This window comes from Leifsonia sp. TF02-11, from assembly GCF_017565305.1.
Classification (GTDB): domain Bacteria; phylum Actinomycetota; class Actinomycetes; order Actinomycetales; family Microbacteriaceae; genus Leifsonia.
Window position 1 is genome coordinate 71,227 of sequence record NZ_JAGEKP010000013.1, and the last position, 25,285, is coordinate 96,511.

The 25,285-nt window shown below is 70.8% G+C and carries 24 protein-coding genes; 12 read left to right on the forward strand and 12 right to left on the reverse strand.

Features of this window, described 5'->3' with window-relative positions; all coding sequences use genetic code 11:
• The 3 genes from fdhD (at position 1) to JNB50_RS16080 (ending at position 3,514) form a co-directional block, all read left to right on the forward strand.
• The gene (fdhD, locus tag JNB50_RS16070) at positions 1-915 is read left to right on the forward strand and encodes a formate dehydrogenase accessory sulfurtransferase FdhD (RefSeq protein ID WP_208041192.1); all 915 of its coding nucleotides are present in this window, start codon (positions 1-3) and stop codon (positions 913-915) included.
• Positions 915-3,206, forward strand: a complete 2,292-nt coding sequence (locus JNB50_RS16075) for an FdhF/YdeP family oxidoreductase (RefSeq protein ID WP_208041193.1) — start codon at positions 915-917, stop codon at positions 3,204-3,206. Before fdhD ends, JNB50_RS16075 begins: the two co-directional genes overlap by 1 nt.
• 62 nt (positions 3,207-3,268) lie before the next feature.
• Entirely contained in the window at positions 3,269-3,514 is a 246-nt protein-coding gene (locus JNB50_RS16080) for a hypothetical protein (RefSeq protein ID WP_208041194.1), read from the forward strand.
• Here the strand turns inward: JNB50_RS16080 and JNB50_RS16085 are convergent, their stop codons facing one another.
• Both JNB50_RS16085 and JNB50_RS16090 read right to left on the reverse strand, forming a co-directional pair.
• Entirely contained in the window at positions 3,515-4,696 is a 1,182-nt protein-coding gene (locus tag JNB50_RS16085; RefSeq protein WP_208041195.1) for a toxic anion resistance protein, read from the reverse strand.
• A gap of 86 nt (positions 4,697-4,782) precedes the next feature.
• Complete coding sequence (locus tag JNB50_RS16090; protein WP_208041196.1) at positions 4,783-5,274, reverse strand: SRPBCC domain-containing protein; 492 nt, start codon at positions 5,272-5,274, stop codon at positions 4,783-4,785.
• A gap of 122 nt (positions 5,275-5,396) precedes the next feature.
• On the opposite strand from JNB50_RS16090, the gene JNB50_RS16095 reads away from it, so the two are divergent.
• Positions 5,397-5,885, forward strand: a complete 489-nt coding sequence (locus JNB50_RS16095; RefSeq protein WP_208041197.1) for a helix-turn-helix domain-containing protein — start codon at positions 5,397-5,399, stop codon at positions 5,883-5,885.
• Positions 5,886-5,926: 41 nt separating this feature from the next.
• Here the strand turns inward: JNB50_RS16095 and JNB50_RS16100 are convergent, their stop codons facing one another.
• The 3 genes from JNB50_RS16100 to JNB50_RS25570 form a co-directional block, all read right to left on the reverse strand.
• The gene (locus JNB50_RS16100) at positions 5,927-6,340 is read right to left on the reverse strand and encodes an NUDIX domain-containing protein (RefSeq protein ID WP_208041198.1); all 414 of its coding nucleotides are present in this window, start codon (positions 6,338-6,340) and stop codon (positions 5,927-5,929) included.
• Between the two features lie 89 nt (positions 6,341-6,429).
• Positions 6,430-7,764: a glycosyltransferase gene (locus JNB50_RS16105; protein ID WP_208041199.1), complete on the reverse strand. Its 1,335-nt coding sequence runs from the start codon at positions 7,762-7,764 to the stop codon at positions 6,430-6,432.
• On the reverse strand, positions 7,761-7,889 hold the full coding sequence (locus tag JNB50_RS25570) for a hypothetical protein (RefSeq protein ID WP_279554827.1): 129 nt from the start codon (positions 7,887-7,889) through the stop codon (positions 7,761-7,763). Before JNB50_RS25570 ends, JNB50_RS16105 begins: the two co-directional genes overlap by 4 nt.
• A gap of 147 nt (positions 7,890-8,036) precedes the next feature.
• Between JNB50_RS25570 and JNB50_RS16110 the strand changes: the two genes are divergently transcribed.
• On the forward strand, positions 8,037-8,516 hold the full coding sequence (locus JNB50_RS16110; RefSeq protein WP_208041200.1) for a hypothetical protein: 480 nt from the start codon (positions 8,037-8,039) through the stop codon (positions 8,514-8,516).
• Between the two features lie 96 nt (positions 8,517-8,612).
• Positions 8,613-9,197: a TetR/AcrR family transcriptional regulator gene (locus tag JNB50_RS16115; RefSeq protein ID WP_208041201.1), complete on the forward strand. Its 585-nt coding sequence runs from the start codon at positions 8,613-8,615 to the stop codon at positions 9,195-9,197.
• A gap of 124 nt (positions 9,198-9,321) precedes the next feature.
• Here JNB50_RS16115 and JNB50_RS16120 read toward each other — a convergent pair whose 3' ends face one another.
• The gene (locus JNB50_RS16120; RefSeq protein ID WP_208041202.1) at positions 9,322-10,194 is read right to left on the reverse strand and encodes a LysR family transcriptional regulator; all 873 of its coding nucleotides are present in this window, start codon (positions 10,192-10,194) and stop codon (positions 9,322-9,324) included.
• Positions 10,195-10,267: 73 nt separating this feature from the next.
• Here JNB50_RS16120 and JNB50_RS16125 point away from each other — a divergent pair, with 73 nt between their 5' ends.
• From JNB50_RS16125 to JNB50_RS16150, 6 genes are all read left to right on the forward strand, one after another.
• On the forward strand, positions 10,268-12,346 hold the full coding sequence (locus JNB50_RS16125) for a VWA domain-containing protein (protein ID WP_208041203.1): 2,079 nt from the start codon (positions 10,268-10,270) through the stop codon (positions 12,344-12,346).
• Positions 12,347-12,493: 147 nt separating this feature from the next.
• Entirely contained in the window at positions 12,494-17,281 is a 4,788-nt protein-coding gene (locus tag JNB50_RS16130; RefSeq protein WP_208041204.1) for an ExeM/NucH family extracellular endonuclease, read from the forward strand.
• 292 nt (positions 17,282-17,573) lie between these two features.
• Positions 17,574-18,062 carry a DUF2087 domain-containing protein gene (locus tag JNB50_RS16135; RefSeq protein ID WP_243768558.1) on the forward strand — a complete coding sequence of 163 codons (489 nt, stop codon included), beginning with the start codon at positions 17,574-17,576 and terminating at the stop codon, positions 18,060-18,062.
• Positions 18,063-18,553: 491 nt separating this feature from the next.
• Positions 18,554-18,970, forward strand: a complete 417-nt coding sequence (locus JNB50_RS16140; protein WP_208041205.1) for a hypothetical protein — start codon at positions 18,554-18,556, stop codon at positions 18,968-18,970.
• Positions 18,964-19,182 (forward strand): helix-turn-helix transcriptional regulator, encoded by a 219-nt coding sequence (locus JNB50_RS16145; RefSeq protein ID WP_208041206.1) that lies wholly within the window; start codon positions 18,964-18,966, stop codon positions 19,180-19,182. The genes JNB50_RS16140 and JNB50_RS16145 overlap by 7 nt, the downstream gene beginning before the upstream one ends.
• An 8-nt stretch (positions 19,183-19,190) precedes the next feature.
• On the forward strand, positions 19,191-20,159 hold the full coding sequence (locus tag JNB50_RS16150) for an NAD(P)-dependent alcohol dehydrogenase (RefSeq protein ID WP_208041207.1): 969 nt from the start codon (positions 19,191-19,193) through the stop codon (positions 20,157-20,159).
• Between the two features lie 66 nt (positions 20,160-20,225).
• On the opposite strand, the gene JNB50_RS16155 is transcribed toward JNB50_RS16150, so the two are convergent.
• The 6 genes from JNB50_RS16155 to JNB50_RS16180 all read right to left on the reverse strand — a co-directional run bounded on the left by JNB50_RS16155 (position 20,226) and on the right by JNB50_RS16180 (position 25,284).
• Positions 20,226-20,555: a CHY zinc finger protein gene (locus JNB50_RS16155; protein ID WP_208041208.1), complete on the reverse strand. Its 330-nt coding sequence runs from the start codon at positions 20,553-20,555 to the stop codon at positions 20,226-20,228.
• A complete protein-coding gene (locus tag JNB50_RS16160; protein WP_208041209.1) occupies positions 20,552-21,163 on the reverse strand; it encodes an energy-coupling factor transporter transmembrane protein EcfT in 612 nt (203 codons plus the stop codon). The genes JNB50_RS16155 and JNB50_RS16160 overlap by 4 nt, the downstream gene beginning before the upstream one ends.
• Positions 21,157-21,858 carry an energy-coupling factor ABC transporter ATP-binding protein gene (locus JNB50_RS16165; RefSeq protein ID WP_208041210.1) on the reverse strand — a complete coding sequence of 234 codons (702 nt, stop codon included), beginning with the start codon at positions 21,856-21,858 and terminating at the stop codon, positions 21,157-21,159. The genes JNB50_RS16160 and JNB50_RS16165 overlap by 7 nt, the downstream gene beginning before the upstream one ends.
• A 313-nt stretch (positions 21,859-22,171) precedes the next feature.
• Positions 22,172-23,290, reverse strand: a complete 1,119-nt coding sequence (locus JNB50_RS16170; RefSeq protein ID WP_208041211.1) for a thiolase family protein — start codon at positions 23,288-23,290, stop codon at positions 22,172-22,174.
• A 249-nt stretch (positions 23,291-23,539) separates the two neighbouring features.
• Positions 23,540-24,640 (reverse strand): class I adenylate-forming enzyme family protein, encoded by a 1,101-nt coding sequence (locus tag JNB50_RS16175; protein WP_208041212.1) that lies wholly within the window; start codon positions 24,638-24,640, stop codon positions 23,540-23,542.
• Entirely contained in the window at positions 24,637-25,284 is a 648-nt protein-coding gene (locus JNB50_RS16180; RefSeq protein WP_208041213.1) for a biotin transporter BioY, read from the reverse strand. Before JNB50_RS16180 ends, JNB50_RS16175 begins: the two co-directional genes overlap by 4 nt.
• Position 25,285: the final 1 nt, after the last annotated feature.

Consider the following 25,285-nt stretch of genomic DNA (forward strand, 5'->3'; position numbering starts at 1 on the left):
ATGAGTCGAACGACATCGCGAAAACAGATCACGCGCATCGTCGTCGGTGAATCGCTCAGCAGGCGCGAGGACGTGCTCGCCGTCGAGGAGCCGCTCGAGATCCGGGTCGCCGGCGCGCCGCTCTCGATCACCATGCGCACCCCGGGAAGCGACTTCGAACTGGCTGCCGGCTTCCTGGTCTCCGAGGGCGTCATCGCGCACTCCGATCAGCTGAACGCCATCCGCTACTGCGCGGGAGGCCCGGCCGACGGCGAGAACACGTACAACGTCCTCGACGTGACGCTGGCGCCGGGTGTGCCCCGCCCGGACGTGAGCCTCGACCGCAACTTCTACATGACGAGCTCGTGCGGGCTGTGCGGCAAGGCCAGCATCGACGCCGTCCGCACCCGCTCCGCCCATCCCGTCGAGGGCGACGACGTGCGGGTGGCCGACACGTTCCTGACGACTCTGCCCGACCGGTTGCGGGAGGGTCAGGCCATGTTCGAAAAGACCGGCGGCCTGCACGCCGCTGCGCTCTTCGACGCGTCGACCGGCGCGCTGCTCGCCCTGCGCGAGGATGTCGGCCGGCACAACGCGGTGGACAAGGTCGTGGGCTGGGCGCTCAAGGAGGGCCGCCTTCCGCTGCGCGGAACCGTGCTGATGGTGTCGGGCCGGGCCTCGTTCGAGCTCGTGCAGAAGGCGTCGATGGCCGGCATCCCGGTGCTCGCCGCGGTGTCGGCGCCGTCGTCGCTCGCGGTCGACCTGGGGCGGGAGCTCGGCCTCACCGTCGTCGGCTTCCTGCGCGGGTCGTCGATGGTCGTCTACTCCGGCGCCGAGCGCATCGTTCCGACGCCCGCCGCGCAACCGCCGGCACAGGAACCGCCGACACAGCAACCGCCCGCGCACGAACCGCAGAGTCAGGAGTCCCTCGTCTGATGCACGAAACCGATGTGAACCCGGGCACCGACTACCCGGACCTCGAGGTCGGCCACAAGAAGGACTGGGCCGTCGGCGTGCCGGGGATCCTGCACTCGATGGGCCCCGCCCTGCGTGAAATGGGCCCGGTGCGCACCGCCGAGCTGATGACCGCCATCAACCAGAAGAACGGCTTCGACTGCATGAGCTGCGCGTGGCCCGACCCGGGCGATCGCAACATCCTCGAGTTCTGCGAGAACGGCGCCAAGGCGGTCACGTGGGAGGCGACCCCTGTCACGGTGCCGACGAGCTTCTGGGCCGAGAACTCGCTCACCAGCCTGCTCGACAAGTCGGAGTACTGGCTCGGGATGCAGGGCAGGCTCGTCGAGCCCGTCCACAAGCCCCGCGGCGCCGACCACTACGAACCGATCAGCTGGGACGCCGCGTTCGCCCTCATCGCCGAGCGGCTGAACGGCCTGGACACGCCGGACCGCGCCGCCTTCTACACCAGCGGTCGCACGGCGAACGAGACCGCGTTCGTGTACCAGCTCTTCGTGCGCGCGTTCGGCACCAACAACCTCCCGGACTGCTCGAACATGTGCCACGAGTCGACAGGCACCGCGCTGAGCGAGACCATCGGCATCGGCAAGTCGACGATCGCCTACGACGACTTCGGCAAGGCCGAGCTGATCATCGTGATGGGGCAGAACCCGGGCACCAACCACCCGCGCATGCTCACCGCGCTGGAGGAGGCCAAGCGCAACGGCGCGACCATCGTCGCGGTGAACCCGCTGCCGGAGGCCGGGCTGATCCGCTACAAGAACCCGCAGCGGCCGCGCGGCATCATCGGCAAGGGCACCCAGATCGCCGACCATTTCCTGCAGATCCGCTCTGGCGGCGACATGGCGCTGCTGCAGGCCGTGTCGAAGCGCGTGCTGGCGGCAGAGGACGCCGCGCCGGGCACCGTTCTCGACCACGCCTTCCTCGCCGAGCACACCCTCGGGCTGGAGAAGTTCCGCGCGCATATCGCGACCCTCGACGACGCGACGGTGCTGGAGGCCACCGGCCTCAGCCTGGCCGACATCGACCTGCTCGCCGACCTGTACGTGCGCTCCGACCGAACGATCATCACCTGGGCGATGGGGCTCACCCAGCAGAAGAACGCTGTCGCCACCCTCAAGGAACTGATCACACTGCTACTGCTGCGCGGCAACATCGGGAAGCCGGGCGCCGGCGCCTCCCCGATCCGCGGCCACAGCAACGTGCAGGGCGACCGCACCATGGGCATCTGGGAGCAGATGCCCGAGACGTTCCTCGATGCGCTGCAGCGCGAGTTCGGGTTCGACCCGCCGCGCGCGCACGGCTTCGACGCTCTGAAGACCATCGAGGGCCTCCAGCGCGGTGACATCGACGTCTTCTTCGCGATGGGCGGCAATTTCGTCGGTGCGATCTCGGACACCGCCGCGGCCGAGGCCGCCATGCGCGGGGCCGGGCTGACTGTGCAGGTGTCGACCAAGCTGAACCGCTCGCACGTGGTGACCGGTGACGAGGCGCTCATCCTGCCGACGCTCGGGCGCACGGAGGTCGACCTCCAGAAGGGCGGCCCGCAGTTCCTGTCGGTGGAGGACAGCGTGTGCGCGGTGCACGCCACGCACGGCAAGGTGCCGCCCGTCGCTCCCGGCCTGCTGTCGGAGGTCGCCATCGTCTGCCGCCTCGCCGCGGCGACCCTCGACCCGGAGCTCGGCATCGACTGGGCCGGTTTCGAGGCCGAGTACGACGTCATCCGCGAGCACATCAGCCGGGTCGTCCCCGGCTTCGAGCGCTTCAACGAGGACGTGCGCCGCAGTGGCGGCTTCGTGCTCCCGAACGGCCCGCGCGACGAGCGCCGCTTCGATACGGCGACCGGCAAGGCGATGATCACCGTGAACGAACTGGAGCACCTGGAGCGCCCGGAGGGCAGGCTCATCCTGCAGACGCTGCGCTCGCACGACCAGTTCAACACGACGATCTACAGCCTGAACGACCGCTACCGCGGCATCAAGAACGGCCGCGACGTGATCTTCGTCAACCCGTTCGACCTCGCCGAGCTGGGCTTGACCGACGGTCAGCGCGTCGACATCCACAGCGAGTGGCGCGACGAGCCGGACCGGGTGCTGGAGAACTACCGTGTGGTCTCCTACCCGACCGCCCGCGGCTGCGCCGCCGCCTACTACCCGGAGGCGAACGTGCTCGTGCCCTTGCAGAGCGCGGCGATCGGAAGCAACACCCCGGTGTCGAAGGCGGTGATCGTCCGGCTGGTGCCACGCGACTGAGCCGCCGTCGCACATGACTTTGGTCCCTACCGGGCCGGCAGCCGGCGACGGATCGTTGCATCATGAGCACTCCGAGCGCGGAGCACGGGTCCCGGTCGTACGACCTCACCCGCGACGATCACGCGGCGGTCCCGTTCCTGCGGCACGGTCAGTCCGTCTCGTTGATCCGCTGGAGCCGGGTCGACGGCGACTGGTGTTACACGACCGTCCTCGGCCAGTACGTGCACCGTGACGAGCGCTACTGGTACCTCGTCGTCCGGGGCGTCTCGGCCCGGCTCGACCGCGCGGAATGGGCGATCTTCAACTGATCACCGCGCGGGAGGAGGCTGCGCACCGCGCCGGGACCGCTCGAGGTAGCCGCGCGAGCGCGCCACCTGGTTCTCCAGAGCGTCGACGGTGTTCGCCATGCTGTCGATCGCCTGGCCGCGGTAGGTCTCGATGCTGTCCATTGTTGCGAAGACGTTGTCGAACGCCCGCTGCAGGGTCTCCACGTCGACCGCGGAGGACGTCTGGTCCTTCTGGATCTGCTCGGTCTGGTCGCGCAGCGCATCGCCGGTGCGGCCGATCAGCGTGTTCGTGCTCTGGTGGAGGGCGTCCAGCTGGTCGATGACCATGCGCTGGTTGTCGAGGGCCTGCGCGACCACGACCGCCGTGCGCAGCGCCGAGACGGTCGTGGTCTTGGCCCGCTCGACGCCTTTGATGAGCTGCACGTTGTTCTTCGCGATCACGTCGAGTGCCAGGTACGCCTGCACGGAGACGGCGATCTGCGTCGTGAGGTCCTGTCGGCGCTGGCGGATCGGGAACAGCGCTTCGTCCTCCAGCGTCTTGGCCCTGCCCGGGTCGGTGACGCGCAACCGCGCCGCGTGCTCGACCGTCGCCCGGTCGAGCGCACCGGCGAGCAGCACGTACTCGTTGAGCCGTTCCGTCGTCCTCCACAGCGACGCACGCTCCTCGGCGATCGCCGCGTTGTCCCGGCGGAGCGCCTCCTCGCCGTGGTCGAGGGCGGCCACCATGGTGTCGAGCTGCCTCTGCGCCGACTCGAACCGCTCGATGTAGCGGCGCAGCCGCCGGCCGCCCGGCAGCTTCGAGAGTGTGCGGTACCGGCCGGCGAGGTGCTGAGGGTCGAAGTCGCTGACGGTGGAGCGCAGCTCTTGCAGGGTGCGCAGCACGCCGTACTGCGGGTCGGTGCGCATCGATTTCTTGCCGCGGGCGGCGGCGAGGGATGCGGCCGGGCGGCTGAGCATCTGGCGGGAGGCGTCGCTCGACTCCCGCATCTCCGCATCGCCGAGTCGCGAGAACCCCACGATCTTGCGTCGGAAGGCGTCGCTGTCCGGGTCGGCGGCCGCGAGCTCGGCGATCCAGGCGCGCGCCCGCTCTTCGAGCTCGGCCGCGCGCTCCGGCGGCACCCCCACCATGCCGACCGCCTGGTCCTCGCCGAGCTCGGCGATCGCCTCCGGTGGCCGCAGATCGTCCCCGGGGTCCGAGTTCATGCGCTGCTCCTCCCGCCACGAGCGTCACGTGGTCCCAGGGTAGGCCGCCTCTGCTGGGAGTGGGGTGACTTCTGGCGGGCGGTGCGCTACTGCGCCAGCATCGCGCGGACGTCCTCCTCGCGGGGTCCGTTCTCGCCCGAGCGGTGCGGTCGACCGACGCCCGTGCGGATGAGCTCGTCCAGACTCGTGCGGATGTAGAACCCCCACGCGTCGAAGCAGACGTCGTAGCACTCGTACGACGGCACCAGGCCGACGTGGGTGAACGTCAGCTCCGTTCCGCCGTCGACCGGTATGAGGTCGAACCGGATGGTGGTGTCCACCCACTCGCTCTGGTCCTGCACGAACGCCAGGTGGTTTTCGAGCACGCGCCAGACGACGCGTTCGCCCGGCACGGCCTCCTCGACGCGAATGCGGCTGTGATGGATGCCGTCGACGTCGTAGTCGAAGATGTCGCCCACTCGCGACGTCCCGCCCTGCACGTCCGCTCCCCACCAGCCACGCACGTCGGCGACCGCTGTCGAGACGTCGGTCGGTGCCGCCGGGACCCGGATGGTTGTGGTGTAGTCCTGCTCGCTCATGATGACCTCCGTTGGATTCTGCGACCGCCCTGTCGGAGCGATCGATGTCTGAGCTTGCTTGATGCAAGCTGAGCGTACGCCCGCAGACTTGCATCATGCAAGCCCCGAGGTATGATCGGGTCATGCTCGGCACCATGTACGACTCCCAGGCGTGCTCGATCGCGCGATCGCTCGAGGTCGTCGGCGAGCGCTGGAGCATCCTGATCATCCGCGACGCGATCTTCGCCGGTTCCACGCGCTACTCGGAGTTCCGGCGCAGCCTCGGCATCGCCACCAACGTCCTCCAGGCGAGGCTCGACGGTTTCGTGGAGGCCGGGATCATGCGCAGAGACGGCGCCGACTACCTCCTCACCGAGAAGGGCCGCGACCTGGCCCCCGCGCTGATCGCGCTCACCGAGTGGGGCGACCGCTGGTCGGCGCCGGACGGCCCGCCGATCGACTACCACCACAGCGTCTGCGACGCACCCGTGCACAGTGCGCTGGTGTGCGAGCACTGCGGCACCCTCTCCGACGCGAGTGAGGTCGTCGGCGTACCAGGGCCGGGGATGCCCCAGTCGCGCCTCGACCTCATGGGCGAGATCTTCGCCGCGCGGGAGGCCAGAACGGCGTGAGGGCGCGCGCCGGCCACGTCCGCGCTCGCGCCTTCACGGTCCTACCCGCGTGAACTGTGGATCCACTCGCGTGCCCCCGAGGGGTACAGCGGTATGTCGATGTCGGCGTCATCGAACGGACGCCAGACCACAGGGCTCTGCGAGCCGTCGGACTCGGTGAGCGTGCCGCCTTCGGGGCCCGGTGCTGGATCCAGCGTGCCCGAGTACAACGCGACGATCTCATGACCGAGCTCACCGTTGAAGGAAAAGATGTTCTCGACCATGCGCAGGTGGGTGAGGTCGAGGATCCGGGCGCCGAGTTCCTCATCCACCTCGCGGACGATCGCCTCGCGGTGTGTCTCCCCGAGTTCGACACTGCCGCCGATCAGGCGATGGTAGCCGAGCGGGTTCTCCTCGGTGGGAGCGTTGACGCTGACGAGATGATGATCGCCGTCGACGCTCGACGCGATGAGCATGGCCTTCACACGGATGTAGGAACGGTCGACAGACATGTGTCGATCATGCAGGCTTCACCGGTTCGAATCGCCCCCGCGCCACACCCGACTCACGACTCTGCCCGCACCTCGACGACTGCGCGCGTGCCCCAGCCGAGGTTGAGGACGGTCGCCATCGCGTACCAGCGCAGCACCCGCAGGAAGGTGAGCCCCCAGATCGCAGCCAGCGGCGCGGTCGCGAAGGTCAGCCAGCGCTGGGCCGTGGACTGGTCTGAGCGCACCACGGCGAGGTACCGGAAGGCCGTCAGCACGTAGAGGGTGACGGCGGCGAGCATCCCGGAGGCCAGCATCCCCGGGTTCAGGAGCTTCCCGGTGACCACGAGCATGATGAGCGTGCTCGTCATCGTGCCGTAGGCGATCCACTTCATCATGTGCAGCCAGTAGGCGGCGCCCGTCATCGGCAGGAAGCGCATGCGCCAGCCCGACCGGATGAACGACCCGCGCATCCAGCGCAGCTGCTGACGCACGTGGTGCGAGAACTTCGCGGGCATCAGCGTGAAGGCGAACGCGGTCGGTTGTTGCACGGTCTTGCCGCGCTGGAGGGCGAACAGCGTGAGCAGGCTGTCGTCGGAGAAGTTGACGCGGCGTCCGGCGAGCGTCTCGTTGAGGTAGAGCTCGACATTGTCGCGGACCACGTCGCCGCGATAGAACGCGCAGCCTCCGGAGTTGACCATGACCGAGTTCAGTCGAGAGAACGCCGAGCGTTCGAAGAGCTGCAGGCCGACGGTGAAGACGTCCATCATGCGGGTGAGCAGGCTCGACCGGTAGTTCGTGCTCAGGATGACGGCGGCGACCGACTGCACCTCGGGGTCGGCGAACGCCTTCATCGCCTCGTTCGTGGCGTTGAGGTCGAGGATGCTGTCGCTGTCGACCGTCAGGTAGATGTCGGCATCGGGTTCGCACCGCATCCCGGCGATCTGCGCGTGTCGTTTGCCGCTGTTCGCCTGATCGATCCAGTGCGCCCGGATGCCGACGGCCGTGCACTCGGCCAGGAACCAGTCCCGGACCTCCGAGTAGTCCAGCTCGGCGGACGAGCCGTCGTTGACCACCGCGACCGCGTCGGGTCGCCTCGTCTGCGTGAGGAAGCCTTCCAGGCAGCCGCGCAACGCGGGGACGTCCTCGTTGTAGACCGGCACGAGCGCCGCGATCGTGAGCCCGGCTGTGCTGTCCGCTCCGGTGGCGAAGCGTGGACGGTCGGCGATCGCGAGCGCGATCTGAACGACGACCCAGATCAGGAAGACGATGTAGATCACGGCAGCGACGCCGCCGGCGTTCGTCGCGATCTTCAGGAAGATCGTCGCGGCGGCAAGGACGAGCAGGATCGCGCCGACGAAGAGATACCGGAGCTTCCCGTAGGCGACGGTGGGAAGCGGTGTCCGGCTCATTCGGCCGGATCGGTGCGGGGGCGCCGCGGGCGGATCGCCTTGCAGAGCGTAGCGCCGACCAGGACCAGGGGGATGCCGCTGAGCGCGAGCGCCCACTCGATGACGGGGACTTCGGAGGGGTCCATGGGGGTCCTTCTCTACGGGGGAGTCGCGATCGCGGGAGACGTTCGCACGAAGGTTGATACTACAGGTTTTAGAAGTACGACTCCAGATGTTCAATGTCAGAGGTCTCCGAGCTGGCTGGGCGCTCGCCATGGTGGGATACTCGCGGCATGGGAAGCACCACCACCGACCGCGCGACCTTCTTCGACGGGCTGGCCGCCGAGTTCCTCCAGCACTACCGGACGGGGCCGCGGTTCGTCGCGATCACGGGCGTGGCCGCCGCCGACCTCCCCGCGGCGGCCGACGCGTTCGCGGACGCACTGCGGGCGGCGGGCCAGCGCGTCGAGCGCTTCCACGTCGCGGCCGACAGCGGAGCCGACGAGCTGCGCGCGGAGGTGGTGACACCGTTCCGGTCGCATTCGCCCGAAGGTGTGCTGGTCGTCGACGGCCCCGGTCTCCTCAGCGACGGGCTGCGCGGCTTCTGGAACTTCTCGGTGTGGACGGAGCACGATCCCGAGCGGGACGCGGACTGGTCGTTCGTCTCGACGGGCAGGAAAGACCCGCTGGGGGCGCCGCGCGAGGTGGCCTCCGTGCTCTTCGACGACGCCGACCCGGAGCGCCCGCGCAGGCTCTTCGCCGACTCCTGCTGATCCGCGTTCCTCGGCTCGTCGCGCGGGGGCGCATCCCGAGTTTGGTTAGAGTTGGCCGCTGGGGGACCACCGGTTCGAGCGGATCGAGGACCTGCCATGCCACGCCAGGAGCGCGCAGAGCGCAGCCGTGCCGCCATTCTGGAGGCTGCGGCGGACGAGTTCGATCAGCACGGCTATGCCGGCGCACGCCTTGAGCGGATCGTCGAGCGCACGGGGCTGACCAAGGGTGCGGTGTACTTCCACTTCCGTTCGAAGCTCGACCTGGCCAAGGCGCTGCTGGAGGAGAAGTACGGAAACTGGCCGCGGATCGTCGCCGAGATCGACGGCAGCGACCTCCGCGGGTTAGAGGCCGCCGTCGAGCTCACCCGACGCGTCGGCGCGGTTTTCGCCTCCGATGTGCGGGTGCGCGCAGCGATGACCCTGTCACAGACCATCCTCCCGCCCGGTCCCGACGCCGACCCCTACGATCACTGGGTGGGCGTTATCGAGCGCTACCTGGCGCAGGAGGATGCGCTCCCGGGAGACCTCCCGCCGCGGGAGCTCGCGATCGTGGCGGTGCAGGGGTTCTTCGGCGCATACATGATCGCCGCCGAGCGCGGACGCCTCGACGGTCTGCCGGGCGACATCGACCGCCTCTGGCGGGCGCTCGGCGCCACCCGTCCGGCGCCGAAGGGCGCCTGAGCGCCCCTATTCCAGGGTTCCAGCGCGTCGACGCCTCCGTCGAAGGGCACGTTGTTGTCCCTTTCGCGCGCCGAAAGGGACAACAACGTGCCCCTCGGCGACAGCGGGAGGCCGCGGAGCGCGCTCAGAGCGCGGTGAGCTCCTCGCGCACGAAGCGCGCGAACTGCTCGGCCGCCGCCGACTGCGATCGCAGACGGTTGCGCGCGAGACCGACGACCCGCTCGGCCTCGTCGGCGAGCGGAACGGCGACGATCCCCGGCTCTGCCGGCGTGTCCGGGATGAGCGCCACCCCGACGCCGTCGCGCACGAGCGCCCGCAGCGTCGACAGCTCGGTCACCTCGATGACCGGGGCCATGACCACCCCGTGCGCCGCGAAGTACGCGTCGGCGATCGTGCGCAGGCCGGAGCCCGGACGCAGGGCGACCAGCTCGGCCTCCGCCAGATCCGTGAACGCCGCCTGGGCGCGGGAGGCCAGCGGGTGGCCCTCCGGTACGCCCAGCACCAGCCGCTCGGCCGTCAGCGGCACCCAGTCGATGTCGGGGTCGCGCGGGTCGGGGCTCAGGAACGCCAAATCGGCTGAGCCTTCCCGCAGCGCGTCGAGCACGGTGTCGGCCGTTCCGCCGCGCAGCGCGAAGCGGATGTCGGGGAACAGGCTGCGGTACTCGCTGACCACCCGCGGCAGCAGCCAGCTGCCGAACGACGAGACGTAGGCGAGCGACACGATCCCGGCGGCGGGGTCGCGCAGCGCGTCGATGCGGGCCCGGCCGGTCTCGAGCTCCGCCTCGGCCCTGAGCGCGTGGGCCAGCAGGATCTCGCCGTAGCGGTTGAGCTCGAGGTGACCGCGTCGCCGGTCGAACAGCTCCACCCCGGCCTCGGCCTCCAGTCGGGCGAGGGAGCGGGACAGCGTCGACTGCGAGACGCCGAGCGATTCGGCCGCGAGGGCCAGGTGGCCCTCCGCCGCCAGCGCCCGGAAGTGGGCGATCTCGTCGATCCGCATGAAGACCATCATGGCGCAGGCGGGAGGCGGCCGGGTCTTGCGTCGAAGCGCCGCGCGGGTGAGGGTGGTCGGTATGGGGTACAGGGTTCGCTTCGCGTCGGTCGTCCTGGTCGGAGCCGTGACGCTCGCGGCGTCGCTCGCGATGGCGGCGCCCGCGCAGGCTGCGGTACCTGCACCGGGGCCGACCTCGGCCGTCGTCACCGTGAGCGTCGGAGGCGACAGGACGTCCGACACGACGATCGCGGGTCTCGCGGGGGTCGAGCTCGGGCTGTTCGCAGACCCGGCCGACACGACGCCGCTGCTCACCTGCACCTCCGATGCCGACGGCGACTGCTCGTTCGTCGTGACCGGCGCCGTCCTCGGCACCGCGCCGTGGGTGAAGGAGATCGCCGCTCCGGCCGGCTGGTTCGCCAACGAAACTCTGCGCACGGGCCCGGGAAGCGGAAGCGGAAGCGTCGCGAGCCCGTACCAGTTCCAGACCCCGACGCTCGTCGCGACGAACACCTACCGGTCCACCGCAGACTTCATGAAGAGCAGCTCCAACTCCCTCCCGACCCGGTCGAACGGCGTCTGGCAGCAGTCGCGGGTCAATCCGCCGCTGCCGGCGAGCTGCGGGATGGACGTCGCACTCGTGCTCGACCTCTCGGCCTCGGTGGGCTCGAACCTGCCCACCCTCAAGAGCGCGGCCGACGCGTTCGCCGACGCCTTCGTGGGTACGCCCTCCCGCATGGCGGTGTACAGCTTCTCGGCCCAGTCGCCGAGTACGGAGGCCGCCACTGGCACCGTCGACACGAACCGGCCTGCGCTGCAGTCGGTGTCGACCCAGGCCGGCGCCGATGCGTTCAAGGCCGAGTACGCCTCCTGGGGTCTCGGCGCGGGAACGAACTGGGACGCCGCGCTCCAGCGGGTCGCCGAGTCCGGCGTCCACTACGACGCAGTGGTCGTGCTCACAGACGGCAACCCGACCCGCTGGGGCGGCACCACCCTGCACGGCGACGGGTCGAGCACGCACTTCACCGATACGGAGGCGGCGATCTTCTCCTCGAACGTGCTCAAGGCGCAGGGAACACGGGTCATCTCCTTCGGCGTCGGCAACGGTGTGTCCGGCCTCAGCGGCCTCAACCTCGCCGCGATCTCCGGCCAGGAGGCCTTCGACGCCGCAGCGGGCAACGTGGCCACAGCCGACTACTTCCAGATCCCGGACTTTTCGGGAGCGGGCGACGAGCTCCGCAAGCTCGCACTGGCCAACTGCACGCCGTCCCTCACCGTGATCAAGCAGATCGTGCCCGGCACGACGATCGGCGAAGACATCACCGGCGCGACGCCCGCCGGCGCAGGCTGGACGTTCGACGCGACGGCGCTCACGCCCGGCGCGACCGTGACGCCGGCAACGGCGACGACGCAGGCCGACGGCACCGGCGGGGTCGCGTTCCGTGCAGGGCTGCCGACCGGCGGAACGGAGGCGCAGCTGAGCGTCGCCGAGACGCAGCAGCCCGGCTACTCCCTCGTGACCCAGGGCGGCGTCAACGCAGTCTGCACCGACCTCGCCGACGGAACGCCGCTGGCGGTGACGAACGACGGCGCTCTCGGCTTCCAGGTGGCGGTCGGCGCCGATCAGGCCGTCGGCTGCATGGTCTACAACCGCCTCCTCGACCCGGCGACCGTGGCGGTCGACAAGACCTGGGTCGTCGACGGCGTGACGTACGCGAACGGCTCGCAGCCTGCCGGGATCTCCGCCGCGCTCCAGCTGTCGCCGCCCGGAGGCGGATCTCCGGCCGGTCAGTCGTTCGGGGCGGTCGTGCCCGGCTACGCCATCGGCGACCGGATCTCGTTCACCGAGTCGACGTCGCTGGCCTCGACGGGCTGCTCGCTCGTGAGCGCGCGGGTCACCGAGGCCGACGGCGCCACGGTGGACTCCGCATTGCCGTACGCGCCGACACTGACGGCCGCCGCCTCCCACTACACCGTCACCAATGTCGTCAGCTGCCCGACGGCGCCCGTGACGCCGCCCGGTGATTCGTCCGCCACCGCGGGGACGGAGCTGCTGTCCGACACCGGTTCGGACACCGGCTGGATGCCTCTCGGCGCGTTGGCCGCGTTCGTGCTCGTCGGAGCGGGCGTCGCCCTCCGGATGACCCGCGTTCGAGGCTAGGGAACGGGGTCTGCTCAAATGAGCGGTCTACCCCTGTACGAGTTTTCTGTACGTTCACTCACGAGACAGCGTGCAGTTCTCCTCGATTCCTAAGGTTGCGGCGGACTCGCACGAGTTCCCCCCTTCCGACCGAGGAGAGAGATGTCAATGAGACTGCGCACACTGCTGCGCGCCGCCACCGCTGTGGCAGTCGGAGCCGGACTCGCCGCCGGCTCCCTCGTCGCGAGCCCCGCGTTCGCGAGCACGGACGGCACCGGTGTCGTCATCAACGAGGCCTACCTGTCCGGCGGCAGCGCCGGAGCCGCCTACACCAACAAGTTCGTCGAGCTCTACAACCCGGGCGACCAGGCGGTCGCCCTCACCGGGTGGAGCCTCCAGTACCGCCCGGCCACCGGCACGGGCGCCGCGAGCGGTGTGGTGCCGCTGAGCGGCAGCATCGCCGCCAAGGGCTTCTACCTCGTCGCCGGCGCCTCCAACGGCACCAACGGTGCAGCCCTGCCCACCCCCGACGCGGCCAGCAACGCCCTCAACCCGAGCGGCACAACCGGCACGCTCATCCTCGCGAAGTCGGCCACCGCGCTGACCCTGCCGACCGGTTCGGTGACGGGCAACGCGAGCGTCGCGGACCTCGTCGGCTACGGCACCTCGAACACGTTCGAAGGCAGCAAGCCGGCCACGGCGCCGAGCGGCAACACGGAGGTGAAGTCTCTCAACCGTACGGCGTTCAAGGACACCGACGACAACGCGGCTGACTTCACGCTCAGCGCGACGATCACGCCACAGAACACCGCGTCGCCCGCCGATCCCGGCAACCCGGGCGGCGGAGGCGGCACCGACCCCGGCACCGGAACCGACCCCGGTCCGCCCGGCACGGTGACCATCGCCGAGATCCAGGGCACCGGTGCCACGAGCCCGAAGGCGGGCCAGACGGTCAGCACCGTCGGCGTCGTCACCGCGGCCTACCCCACAGGAGGCTTCAACGGCTTCTACCTGCAGACCCCGGGCACCGGCGGCGCGATCGACCTCGCGACCCACACGGCGTCCGACGCGATCTTCGCGTTCGGCTCCTCCTTCGCCTCCAGTGTCGCCGTCGGCGACTACGTGAAGGTGACCGGCGCGGTCAGCGAATTCAACGGGCTCACCGAGATCACCCCGACGAAGGTCGACAAGCTCGACGCGAGCACCGTCACCGCTCCCACTCCCGCGACCGTGGCCCTCCCGACCACCGACGCGCAGCGCGAGAGCCTCGAGGGCATGCTGATCGCACCGCAGGGCGCATTCACCGTCACCGACGTCTACTCGGCCAACCAGTACGGCGAGATCGGTCTGGCGGCGGGAGACAAGCCGCTCGTCCAGGCGACGGAGACCGCCCGCCCCGGCACCGCGGAGTACGCTGCCGCCGTCGCCGACAACAAGGCCCGCTCCGTCACCCTCGACGACGGCGCGTCGACCAACTTCCTCAGCGCGGCCAACAAGTCGAAGCCGCTGCCGTACCTGTCGCTGACCAGCCCGGTCCGCGTCGGCGCCCCCGTCACCTTCACCAAGCCGGTCATCCTCGACTACCGCAACGACGCCTGGAAGTTCCAGCCGACCTCCGAGCTCACGCCGGCCAACGCCGCGACCGTGCAGCCCGTCACGTTCGGCAACACCCGCACCGCGGCCCCAGCCAACGTGGGAGGCGACCTGCGCCTGGCGACGTTCAACGTGCTGAACTACTTCCCGACCACCGGCGATCAGCTCACCGGCTGCACGTTCTACACCGACCGCGACGGCAACAAGATCACGGTCAACTCCGGCTGCGACGCCCGCGGCGCCGCCGACGCCACCAACCTGAAGCGCCAGCAGGACAAGATCGTCGCCGCGATCAACGCCCTCACCGCCGACGTCGTCTCCCTCGAGGAGATCGAGAACTCGAAGCGCTTCGGCCTCGACAGGGATGACGCGCTGAAGACCCTGGTCGCCGCGCTGAACACTGCGGCCGGCAGCGAGGTCTGGGCGTTCGTGCCCTCGCCGGCGACCGTGCCCTCCAGCGAGGACGTCATCCGGACCGCGTTCATCTACAAGAAGGCGGTCGCCGCCCCGGTCGGCGCCTCGAAGATCCTCGACGACGCGGCGTTCTCGAACGCCCGCCAGCCCCTCGCCCAGGCCTTCAAGAAGGTCGGAGCGCAGGACTCGTCCGCCTTCATCGCCATCGTGAACCACTTCAAGTCGAAGGGCTCTGGAACGGGCGCCGACGCCGACCAGGGCGACGGCCAGGGCGCGTCCAACGCCTCCCGCGTCAAGCAGGCCACCGCCCTCGTCGCGTTCGCGAACGAGCGCAAGACCACGCTCGGCTCCGACAAGGTGCTGCTGATCGGCGACTTCAACGCCTACCTCAACGAGGACCCGATCAAGGTCCTCACCGACGCCGGCTACATCGACCAGGTCAGCACGCGCACCACGAAGGCGACCTACTCCTTCGGCGGCACCGTCGGCTCGCTCGACCACGTGCTCGCGTCGCCTGCGGCCAACGCGGCGATCACCGGCGCGGACGTCTGGAACATCAACTCGGTGGAGTCGGTGGCCCTGGAGTACAGCCGCTACAACTACAACGTCACCAACTTCTACGAGGCGGGCCCGTACCGCTCCAGCGACCACGACCCGGTCATCATCGGCCTGGGACTGAAGTCGGCGCCGGTGACGCTCAACCTGCTGAACATCAACGACTTCCACGGTCGGATCGACAGCAACACCGTGAAGTTCGCGGGCACCGTCGAGAAGCTGCGCGCGGACGGCGGGGAGGGCAACACGCTCTTCCTCTCCGACGGCGACAACATCGGCGCCTCCCTGTTCGCGTCGGCCTCGGCCGGCGACGTCCCCACCCTGGACGTGCTGGGCGCCCTCGACCTGAAGACGAGCGCGGTGGGCAACCACGAGTTCGACAAGGGCTTCGCGGACCTGACCGGCCGGGTGAAGGACGCAGCGAAGTTCAGCTACCTCGGGGCGAACGTCTACCAGAAGGGCACCAAGACCCCGGCGCTGCCGGAGTACGCGGTGTTCACGGTCGACGGCCTCCGGGTCGGCGTCATCGGCGCCGTCACGCAGGAGACCCCGACCCTGGTCTCGCCCGGCGGCGTCTCGACGCTCGACTTCGGCGACCCGGTGGAAGCGGTCAACCGCGTCGCGGCCCAGCTGACCGACGGCGACCCGTCCAACGGCGAGGCCGACGTGCTGATCGCGGAGTACCACGAGGGTGCCGGCTTCGGCACGCCGGAGGGCGCGACGCTCGACCAGGAGGTCGCGGCGGGCGGCGCGTTCGCCGACATCGTCACCAAGACGAGCGCGAAGGTCTCGGCGATCTTCACCGGTCACACGCACAAGCTGTACAGCTGGGACGGCCCCGTCCCGGGTGTCGCCGGCGCGACCCGTCCGATCGTCCAGACCGGCAGCTACGGCGAGAACGTCGGCCAGGTGAAGTTGACCGTGGACCCGGACACCGCCACGGTGACCTCCTACGCGGCACGGAACGTGGCGCGCACCACCGACAGCGACACCAGCCTCGTCGCCGCCTACCCGCGGGTCGCGAAGGTGAAGTCGATCGTCGACAAGGCGCTCGCCGACGCGGCTGTCATCGGCAACCAGAAGGTCGGCTCCGTCACCTCCGACATCACCACGGCGTACCTCAACGGTGCGCGTGACGACCGGATGAGCGAGTCCACCCTCGGCAACCTGGTCGCCGACTCGCTGCTGTCGACCCTGTCGCCAGCCCAGCTGGGCGGCGCCGAGATCGGCGTGGTGAACCCGGGAGGCCTCCGCGCGGAGCTGCTGTACGGCACCGACGGATCGGTCACCTACGCACAGGCGAACGCTGTGCTGCCGTTCGTGAACAACCTGTGGACGACCTCCCTCACCGGAGCGCAGTTCAAGCAGGCGCTCGAGCAGCAGTGGCAGCGGAACGCCGACGGCACCGTGCCGAGCCGGCCGTTCCTCAACCTGGGCCTGTCGAAGAACGTCAGCTACACCTACGACGCGACCCGCGCCGAGGGCGACCGGATCACGAGCATCATCGTGAACGGCGCACCGATCGACCCGGCCAAGTCGTACCGGATCGGCACGTTCTCCTTCCTCGCGCAGGGTGGAGACAACTTCCGGGCGTTCGCGGCCGGAACCGACACCCGCGACTCCGGTCTCATCGACCGGGACGCCTGGATCGGCTACATCACCGCCCACAGCCCGCTGTCGCCGAGCTTCGCCCGCCGCGGGGTGTCCGTCACGGACGTCCCCACGACGACGCTGCAGCGCGGCCAGCAGGTGAGCTTCGGAGTCCAGAAGCTCAACCTGACCAGCCTCGGCAGCCCGGCGAACACGTCGCTCGAGCTGAGCTGGGGCGGCTCGGCCGTCATCGGCACCGTGCCGGTGGACGCGTCGGGCAACGCGACGGTGACCTTCACGGTCCCGGCGAGCGCTGCGGGTGCGAGCACCCTGGTGCTCACCGCGAAGGAGTCCGGCACGACGGTGCGCATCCCGCTCACCGTCGCCGACGCCCCGACCGACGGCAAGCCGACCAGCGACCCGAAGGCCGCAGCGGAGTCGAAGCTGACCAAGGCCCTGAACGGCAAGATCTCGTTCAAGGACAAGGCCTACCACGCGGGCGACCCGATCGACGTGACGGTCGGCAAGGCGCGCGTGGGCCAGTGGGTGTCGGTGTGGGTCTACTCGCAGCCGGTGAGCGTCGGCGGAGGCTGGGTGAAGGTGCCGGCCGACGGCATCCTGCACCTGACCCTCCCGAAGCCGCTCGCCAAGGGCGACCACAAGCTGTCCGTTCAGGACAGCACCAACACGGTGATCGGCTGGGACGACCTCAAGGTCTCCAACGGCAACGCGGTCGGCCACTGGATCTGGACGCTCATCTGGAACTGGCTCACCGGCTGGCTCTGGGGCTGGCAGCAGCAGTAACGACACCTCGTCGCTGAACACGGCGGCCGTCGGGCGCTCCGCGCGTCCGGCGGCCGTCGTCGTGTGTGGGCGTGGTGCTGGGCGGTGGCGTGGCTGTGCGGCTGGGCGGCGGTCGGTTGTGCGCCGGGCGGCTGTGTGGCTGGCGGTCGGCCGGGCGGTGGTCGGTGGTCGGCTGGGCGGCGGTCGGCCGGGCGGTGGTCGGCTGGGCGGCGGTCGGCGAGGTCGCGTCGGTTGTGCGGCTGTGCGGCGTCGACTGCGCGGCAGTCGGCGGTGCCGGCGGTAGCGTGGCCGCATGGCTGATACCGACTGGCGGCGGATGCTCGCCGCGCTCGCCAACGCCGAGACCCGTGCCACGTTCGCACGCGTGACGCTGGGCCAGCCTCCAGAGGGCGGAGCTCGCGAGGCGCGGGCGCTCGCCGCGCTCGCCGCCGCGGGGCTCGTGACCGCGACCGAGGAAGGTCACGTCGTGTCCGAGGAGGGCATCCGTGCCGCGCTGGCCGCGGGAGGTCGGGCTCGCCCCACCGGCGTGCAGCGCTTCCTCGACGCCGACGGGCGCATCGACCGGTACCCGTCCGCCCGCGCCGGCCGGGAGGAGCTGCTGTCCTGGGTGGCCGACCGCACCCTGGCCTCTGGCGAGGTGGCCGGCGAGCGCGAGATCACAGCGCGCCTGGCGCGGTTCAGCGCGGATCCCGCCGCCCTCCGCCGCTATCTGGTCGACGCCGGTCTCCTGGAGCGCTCCCGCTCCGGCTCCGAGTACGCCCGCGCCGCGGCCACCTCCTGACGCGCCCGCGCCGCGCGCGCCGCGCCTCGACATTCGTCACGAATCCCAACATTCGTGCCACGAATCGCGACATTCGTCACGAATCCCTCTTAGCCGCCGGCCGCCCACGAGATTCGTCACGAATCCCGACATTCGTGCCACGAATCGCGACATTCGTTACGAATCCCCCTTAGCCGCTGGCCACTTACGAGATTCGTCACGAATCCCGACATTTGTGGCACGAATGACGACATTCGTCACGAATCCCTCTTAGCCGCTGGCCGTTTACGAGATTCGTCACGAATCCCTCTTAGCCGCTGGCCACTTACGAGATTCGTCACGAATCCCCTTCGTCGCCGCTGCCAACGAGATTCGTCACGAATCTCGACATTCGTGGCACGAATCGCGACATTCGTCACGAATGTCCCACCACCATGTAAAGAATTGTTGACTTGCGGTACGACTCGCTTTACACTCGTCATGTCTACAATTCTTGACATGTGAGGTGTGCGATGTCCGTCTCCTTCGATGAGAAGGTCGCCTGGGCCTACCTGGCGGTGGCCGTCCTGGGCTACGCCGTCTACTTGATCCTGTTGGGCGTCAACGGCCCCGGCGCCTACGTCCCGCTGCTGATCGGCACGGTCGTCGGCGCCATCGTGGCCAACATCCTCGCCCGCATCGGTATCTCGATCGCCAACCCGCGGGAGGCCGACAAGCGCGATCAGCGCGACCGCGAGATCAAGGTGTTCGGCGAGCGGGTCGGCCAGGCGTTCGTCATCATCGGCGCGCTCGCAGCGCTCGTGCTGGCTCTGTTCGAGGCGTCCTGGTTCTGGATCGCGAACGCCGTGTATCTGGCGTTCGTCCTGTCGGCGGTGGTCGGCTCGATCGCGACCCTGGTCGCCTACCGCAAGGGGCTCCCGGCATGGTGAAGCCGACGCGGGTGACGAACAGCATCCGGGCGCTGCGGTTCGGGGCGGGGGAGATGACCCAGGCCGAGCTCGCTGAGCGGGTCGGCGTCACCCGCCAGACCATCATCGCCATCGAGCAGGGGCGGTACTCGCCGTCGCTGGAGATGGCTTTCCAACTCGCGCGAGTGTTCGGGGTGCCGCTCGATGACGTGTTCCAGTATCCCGAGGAGTGAGGACGACGATGAGAGCTGTCGTGCAGGACGCGTACGGGACGGCGGACGCGCTGCGAGTGGAGGAGGTCCCGGTCCCCGAGATCGGGGCGGCCGACGTGCTGGTACGGGTGCGGGCCGCCGGCATCGACGCCGGCACCTGGCACTTGACAACGGGGCGCCCGTACCTGATGCGCGCGATGGGGTTCGGCCTCCGCGGCCCGAAGCCGCGCGTGCGGGGCCTGGCGTTCGCGGGCGAGGTGGAGGCCGTCGGCGCGGACGTGCGCGACCTCCACCCGGGCGACCGCGTCTATGGATCGGCGGCCGGAGCACTCGCCGAATACGTCAGGGCACAGCGTGCGGCGGTCGTGCCGATCCCGGACGGCCTCGGCTTCGAGGAGGCTGCGGCCGTGCCGGTCTCGGCGGCGACAGCTCTGCAGGCTGTGGACGCCGCGCGAATCGTGGCGGGCGACCGCGTTCTCGTGCTCGGCGCGGCCGGCGGGGTCGGGCATTACGCCGTGCAGTTGGCTGTGGCGCGCGGCGGCATCGTGACCGGCGTGTGCAGCAGCGGCAAGCACGACCTGGTGCGCAAGCTGGGCGCGACGGAGACGATCGACTACACGACGACCGACGTGCTCGGGCTGGGCCGCATCTGGGATGCGATCATCGACATCGCAGGCAACCGGCCGCTGAGCCTCCTGCGCAGGAGCCTCGCCCCGGAGGGTGCCCTCGTCTTGGTCGGCGGCGAGTCCGGCGGCAGCGTCCTCGGCGGAACCGAGCGGATCGCAGCGGCCGGCCTCCGCAACGCCACCACCCGGCAACGGCTGATCGGCCTGCTATCGCGCGAGCGCGCGGAGCACCTCACCGAGCTGTCGCGCCTCATCGAGTCCGGCGTGGTTCGCCCGGTCATCGACACCGTCTACCCGCTGGAGCGCACCGCCGAAGCCGTCGCCCACATCGGGGCGGGGAGGGCGCGCGGCAAGGTCGTCGTGACCGTGTGAGGGTGTCCGAGATGTGCGGCAAATGTGCCGATCGGGTGCGCGAGACGCGACATTTGCCGCACATCATCACACTTCGAAGTACAACTCCGTGTGGAGCTTGCACCCCGGATTGAACGCGGCCCCGCACGCCGGGCACGCGACAGCCTCCAGGTAGTCGGTGATCGTCAGCGTCGCGGCGCACACCCCGCACAGCACGGCACGCTCGTCGCGTTCGGCGACCGGCCACTGCTGCGCCGGGTGATCCGCGGCCTCGGCGTGGCAGAGGTGGCAGGGGTAGTACTCGCCGCAGCACGCGAAGCGGATGGCGACGACATCCAGCGGGGTGCGGTAGTGGACGCAGCGGGTCTGGTCGTCGACGGTCGGCCCGAAGACGCGCGGGCGGGAGGCGGCGCTCATCGCACGCCCCGCGCGGTCAGGGCGTCGCCGAGCTCGTCGGCGTGCTTGAACGCCAGCACCAGGAACGGCACCGCGAACGCCCGCAGTCCCGCTCGGACGCCGCGGGCGCGTTGCGCGTCGCGCACGTCACGGGCGAGCCCCGCGAGCACGGGAACCGTGCTGAGGGTGACCGTGAGCAGCAGCGCCACCCGCGCCGGGTCGATGCGCAGCGCGGCGAGCGGTCGCAGACCACGTTCGAGCGCGTCGAGGAGGTCGGCGACCCGGGTGGTGAGGACGAGCAGGGCGGCCAGCACGATCGCCGAGGCCACGCGTGCGGTGTTGGCGACCGCGGGTTCGGGACCGAGGAACAGCAGCTGGCCGGCGACGGTGATCACGATGATCCAGCGCGCGGCGAGCAGTTGGCGGCCGAGCTCGCGCATCCCGAGCAGTCCGTCGCCGAGACCGGCGGCGGCGTACGCGAGCACCGGCACGACCGCGGCGATGGCCGCCCCGGCCCAGGTGGCGGGAAGCAACGAGACGCCGAGCACGGCGACGACGACCAGCAGCAGCTTCGGTCCGGCAGGCATCCGGTGCAGTGGCCCGCTGCCGGGACGGTAGAGGGTCAGCACGGTCGGCTCCCCTCGGCCAGCAGGCGCTCGTACGCCGCCACGACCTCCGCCGGCTCTCCGACCGCGTCGACGGTGCCGCCCGCGAAGAGCACGGCGGCGTCGCAGCGCGCGGCGAGCGAGAGGTCGTGGGTGACGAGGACGAGGCGGTGGCCGGTGTCCTCGAGCAGGTGGTCGGCGACCCGGCGGGAGTTGCGGGCGTCGAGGTACGCGGTCGGCTCGTCCGCGACGACCAGCTCCGGACGCCGCACGAACGCGCCGCACAGCGCGAGCAGCTGTTTCTGCCCTCCGGAGAGGTCGTGGGAGGGCCGCTCGGCGAGCGCGGTGAGCCCGAAACGGTCGAGAGCCTCCGCGACCCGGGAGGCGGTCGCCGCCCTGCCGAGGCGCTCGGGGCGGAGGGAGAACGCGACGTCCTCCTGCACGGTCGGCATGATGATCTGCGCGTCCGGGTTGCTGAACACCACCGCCGTCCGCCGCCGCAGCTCGCCGGCCTGCGTGGCCGGATCGAGCCCGAGGATCCGCACGTCGCCCGTGGAGGCGGAGACGAGCCCGCCCAGGAGTCGCGCGAACGTGGACTTGCCCGACCCGTTCTCGCCGATCACGGCGACCGTGCGCGCATCCAGGTCGAGGTCGATGTCGTGGAGCACGTCGACATCGCCGAGCCGCACCCCGACCCCCGTCAGCAGCAGCCCGCTCATCGTGCGACCTCGCACACTGCGGCCGCGCCGGCCGCGCCGGCGGCGTGGGTCGCGGTGGTGGTGAGGGGCACGTTGTTGTCGCTTTCGCGTCCCGAAAGGGACAACAACGTGCCCTTCGATGGTCCGTGCTGTGTGCTCGTCGCCCCTCCATTTACGTCGTGGGTGGCCGGGCCGCCGGCGAGGGGCACGCCATTGCCGCTTTCGCTGCCCGAACGGGACGACGACGTGCTCTCTGACCCTGCGCGGCGCGCGCTCGTCGCGCCACCCCGCACTCCGCGAGTGGCGGTTCCCCTCGACCACAGCAGCAGCCCGCTCATCGCACCACCTCGAAGACCGCGGCGACGCCGAGGCCGCCGCCGACCGAGGCCGCGGCGACGCCGAGCGTGCCGGCCGGTGCGCCGCCGCGGACCAGTCGGCTGAACAGCCGGACGACAGCGACCGCGCCGCTCGCGCCCCACGGGTGGCCGAGGGCGAGCGCGCCGCCGTCGGCGCACACCCTCGGGTCGTCGTCGGCGATGCCGAGGCGGTCGAGCACGGCGATGCTCTGTGACGCGAACGCCTCCACCAGCTCGAAGGCCGCGATCGTGCGCACGTCGCACTCCGCGGCCGACAGTGCCCGGAGGATCGCGGGAGCAGCGCCGAGGCCCGGCAGTGCGGGATCCCCGCCCACGATTGCTCCCGCGCGCAGGGCGAGGCCGGGTGCGGTTCCGGACGGAGCCACGACCACAGCGGCAGCGCCGTCACCGATGCGCGTCGACGTACCGGCTGTCAGTGCACCGCCCGGGAACAGCGCGGGCAGCCGGGGGAGGACCCGCTCCGCCCCGCCGACGGCGTCGTCGTGGTCGAGGCCGGCGAGCGGCACCAGCTCGGCGGCGAAGCGACCCTCCGCGTACGCGGCGCGGGCGCGGGCGTGGCTGCGGGCGGCGTGAGCGTCCAGCCGCGAGCGCGCGATGCCGTCGTGCGCGGCGAGGTCCTCTGCCGCGCGGACCATGTCCGGGTCGGGGAAACCTGCGGGCGCGAACGGCGCCCGGTCGTACGGTACGCCGTCGATCGACCGCACCGGTGCGGTGGACGCGCTCTCCGCACCGCCGGCGAGCCGTGCCCTCCCGTCGCCCGCGCGGATCGCGGCGGCGGCATCGAGGATGGCCGCGAGGCCGCTGCCGCACTGCCGGTCGACCGTTCCGCCGGGGACTGCCGGGTCGAGTCCGGCGGCGAGGGCGGCCAGGCGCGCCGGGTTGCCACCCGGCCCCATGCAGTTGCCCAGGAGCACATCGGCGATCTCCACCGCAGTCCCTGTCGCGGTCTCGGCATCGTCCAGCGCTGCCCGCAGCACGGGAGCGGCGAGCTCGTGCACGTGCACGCCGGCCAGCGCCCTGCCCCGCGTGCCGATCGGCGTGCGGCGGGCGGCGATGACGACGGGTGCTTCAGTCACCTGGACGCGCCTCCCGGGGGAACCTGTGCAGGCGGGCGTGGGCCAGCGCAGGTCCGCAGCTGACTGTGACGACGAGCGTTTCAGCCACGTGGACGCACTCCCCGAGCCAGCCTGCGCACAGGGGCGGCGTCCTGCACACGTCCACGGGTGCCGATGACGACAGCTGCGCGTGGAAGCACCTCCCGGGGCGAGCCCGCGCACGCCCCCGCCCACCGGCGCGAACGGCTGCACGCGCCGCAAACCGTTGCCTCACCCAAGCCGACGCACCTCTCCCGCGAGCACCCGGCGAAGCGCTTCCGCGCGCGCGGGCTTTCCGGACGCGGTGCGCGGCAGGGCACCCTGGAACCAGCGCCGTGGCCGGTGCGCCGGCGCAAGCCGAGCGGTGGCGGCGGCGCGCAGCTCGGACAGCGCGAGGTCCGCGTCTGATGGCTCGACCAGCGCAGCCACCAGTGCGCCGACGCGTCCGGTGGGCAGGCCGAAGACGAGCGCATCGCGCACGCCGGGGACGGCCCGCAGGGCGGCCTCCACCTCGTCGGGGACGATCGTCGCCGACGCGCTGAGGATGGCGTCGTCCGCCCGCCCGAGCAGCCGAAGCCGCTCACCGCCCCCGGCGGCCGGCACCAGCTCGGCATGATCGCCCACCGTCGCCCACGCGCCGTCGCGCCGCAGTGGACCGCTAGCCCCCGCGTATCCCGAGGCGACGAACGGCGAGCGCACCCAGAGTTCTCCGTCGACGACGCGCAGTTCCACGCCGGGGAACGGGACCAGCCCGTCGCCGCGGTCGACGGCGACGAACGACAGCTCGGCCGCACCGTAATAGGCGGTCACTCGGATGCCCGCTTCCTCCGCGCGGGCACGCAACGACGGGTCGAGGTGCGAGCCGCCGACCAGGGCGGTGCGGAGCCGGGGCGCGGATCCCGACTCGAGCGCGCGACGGAGTCCCTCCGGCGTGCCGTGGAAGCCGTCCGCCGCCGCGGCATCGTGGAGGAGCGGTCGCGGTCCTCCGCTGAGCGCGTGCGCCAGCGAGAAGAGAGTCAGCGACGAGGAGGCCGGGGCAGGCAGGGCGACAGCGCTCGCCGAATCCAGCAGGTCGCCGACGGCCGTGAACGACTGCTCCCACGACTCCGGTGTGCGCAGAACGATGCGCGGCGTGCCGCTGCTGCCGGAGGTGAGGGTCGCCCAGCCGATGCCGGCCAGGTCGGCGCGTTCGGCCGTCGCCACGGCCGCACGCACCTGCTCGGCCGGCCGGCGGGCGTCGAGCACCAGCGGCACCTGGCCGGCGTCGCGCGCCGACGCCAGGCGTTCGAGCAGCGCCGGGTCGTCGTCGCGCAGGGGGGCGAGCGTCGTCACGCGACCGGGGCGCCGTCTCGATCCCGCTTGCCCGTGGCGACGGTGGCGGGCGTGGTGGCCCACGTGCGCCGGAAAGCCCGCGGGTAGGCGCGCACGAGGGTGGTGACGACGGCCGTGGCGATCACGGCCTTCACCAGGTCGCCCGGCACGAACACCAGGCTGGTGAGCGCGGTCTCCGCGAGCGGCAGCCGGGTGACGAGGCTCTGCACCGGGATGCCGATGGCGTAGACCACGAGGATGCCTCCGACGATCACACCCGTGAACGTGCGCCAGGCGACCGGCTTGCGACTGCCCCAGTGGACGATCAGTCCGATGACGAAGGCGCCGACGATCCAGCCGAACAGGTAGCCGGCCGATGGCCCGACGAAGACGCCGATCCCGCCGCGACCCCCGGCGAGCAGGGGGAGCCCGGCCGCGACGAGCGCGAGGAGCACGGCCATGGACAGCGCGCCCAGCCACGGGCCGAGGAGCGCGCCGGCGAGCATCACGCCCAGCGTCTGGGCGGTGATCGGCACGGCTCCGAAGAGGCTGAAACCTCCGGGGAGGCCGAGGACGGCGACGATCGCGGCGACGACGGCGACCCGGGCGACGTCGGTCGCGTCGAGCCTGCGGGCGCCGCGGGGGAGAGGGCGGGAGTCGGTCATG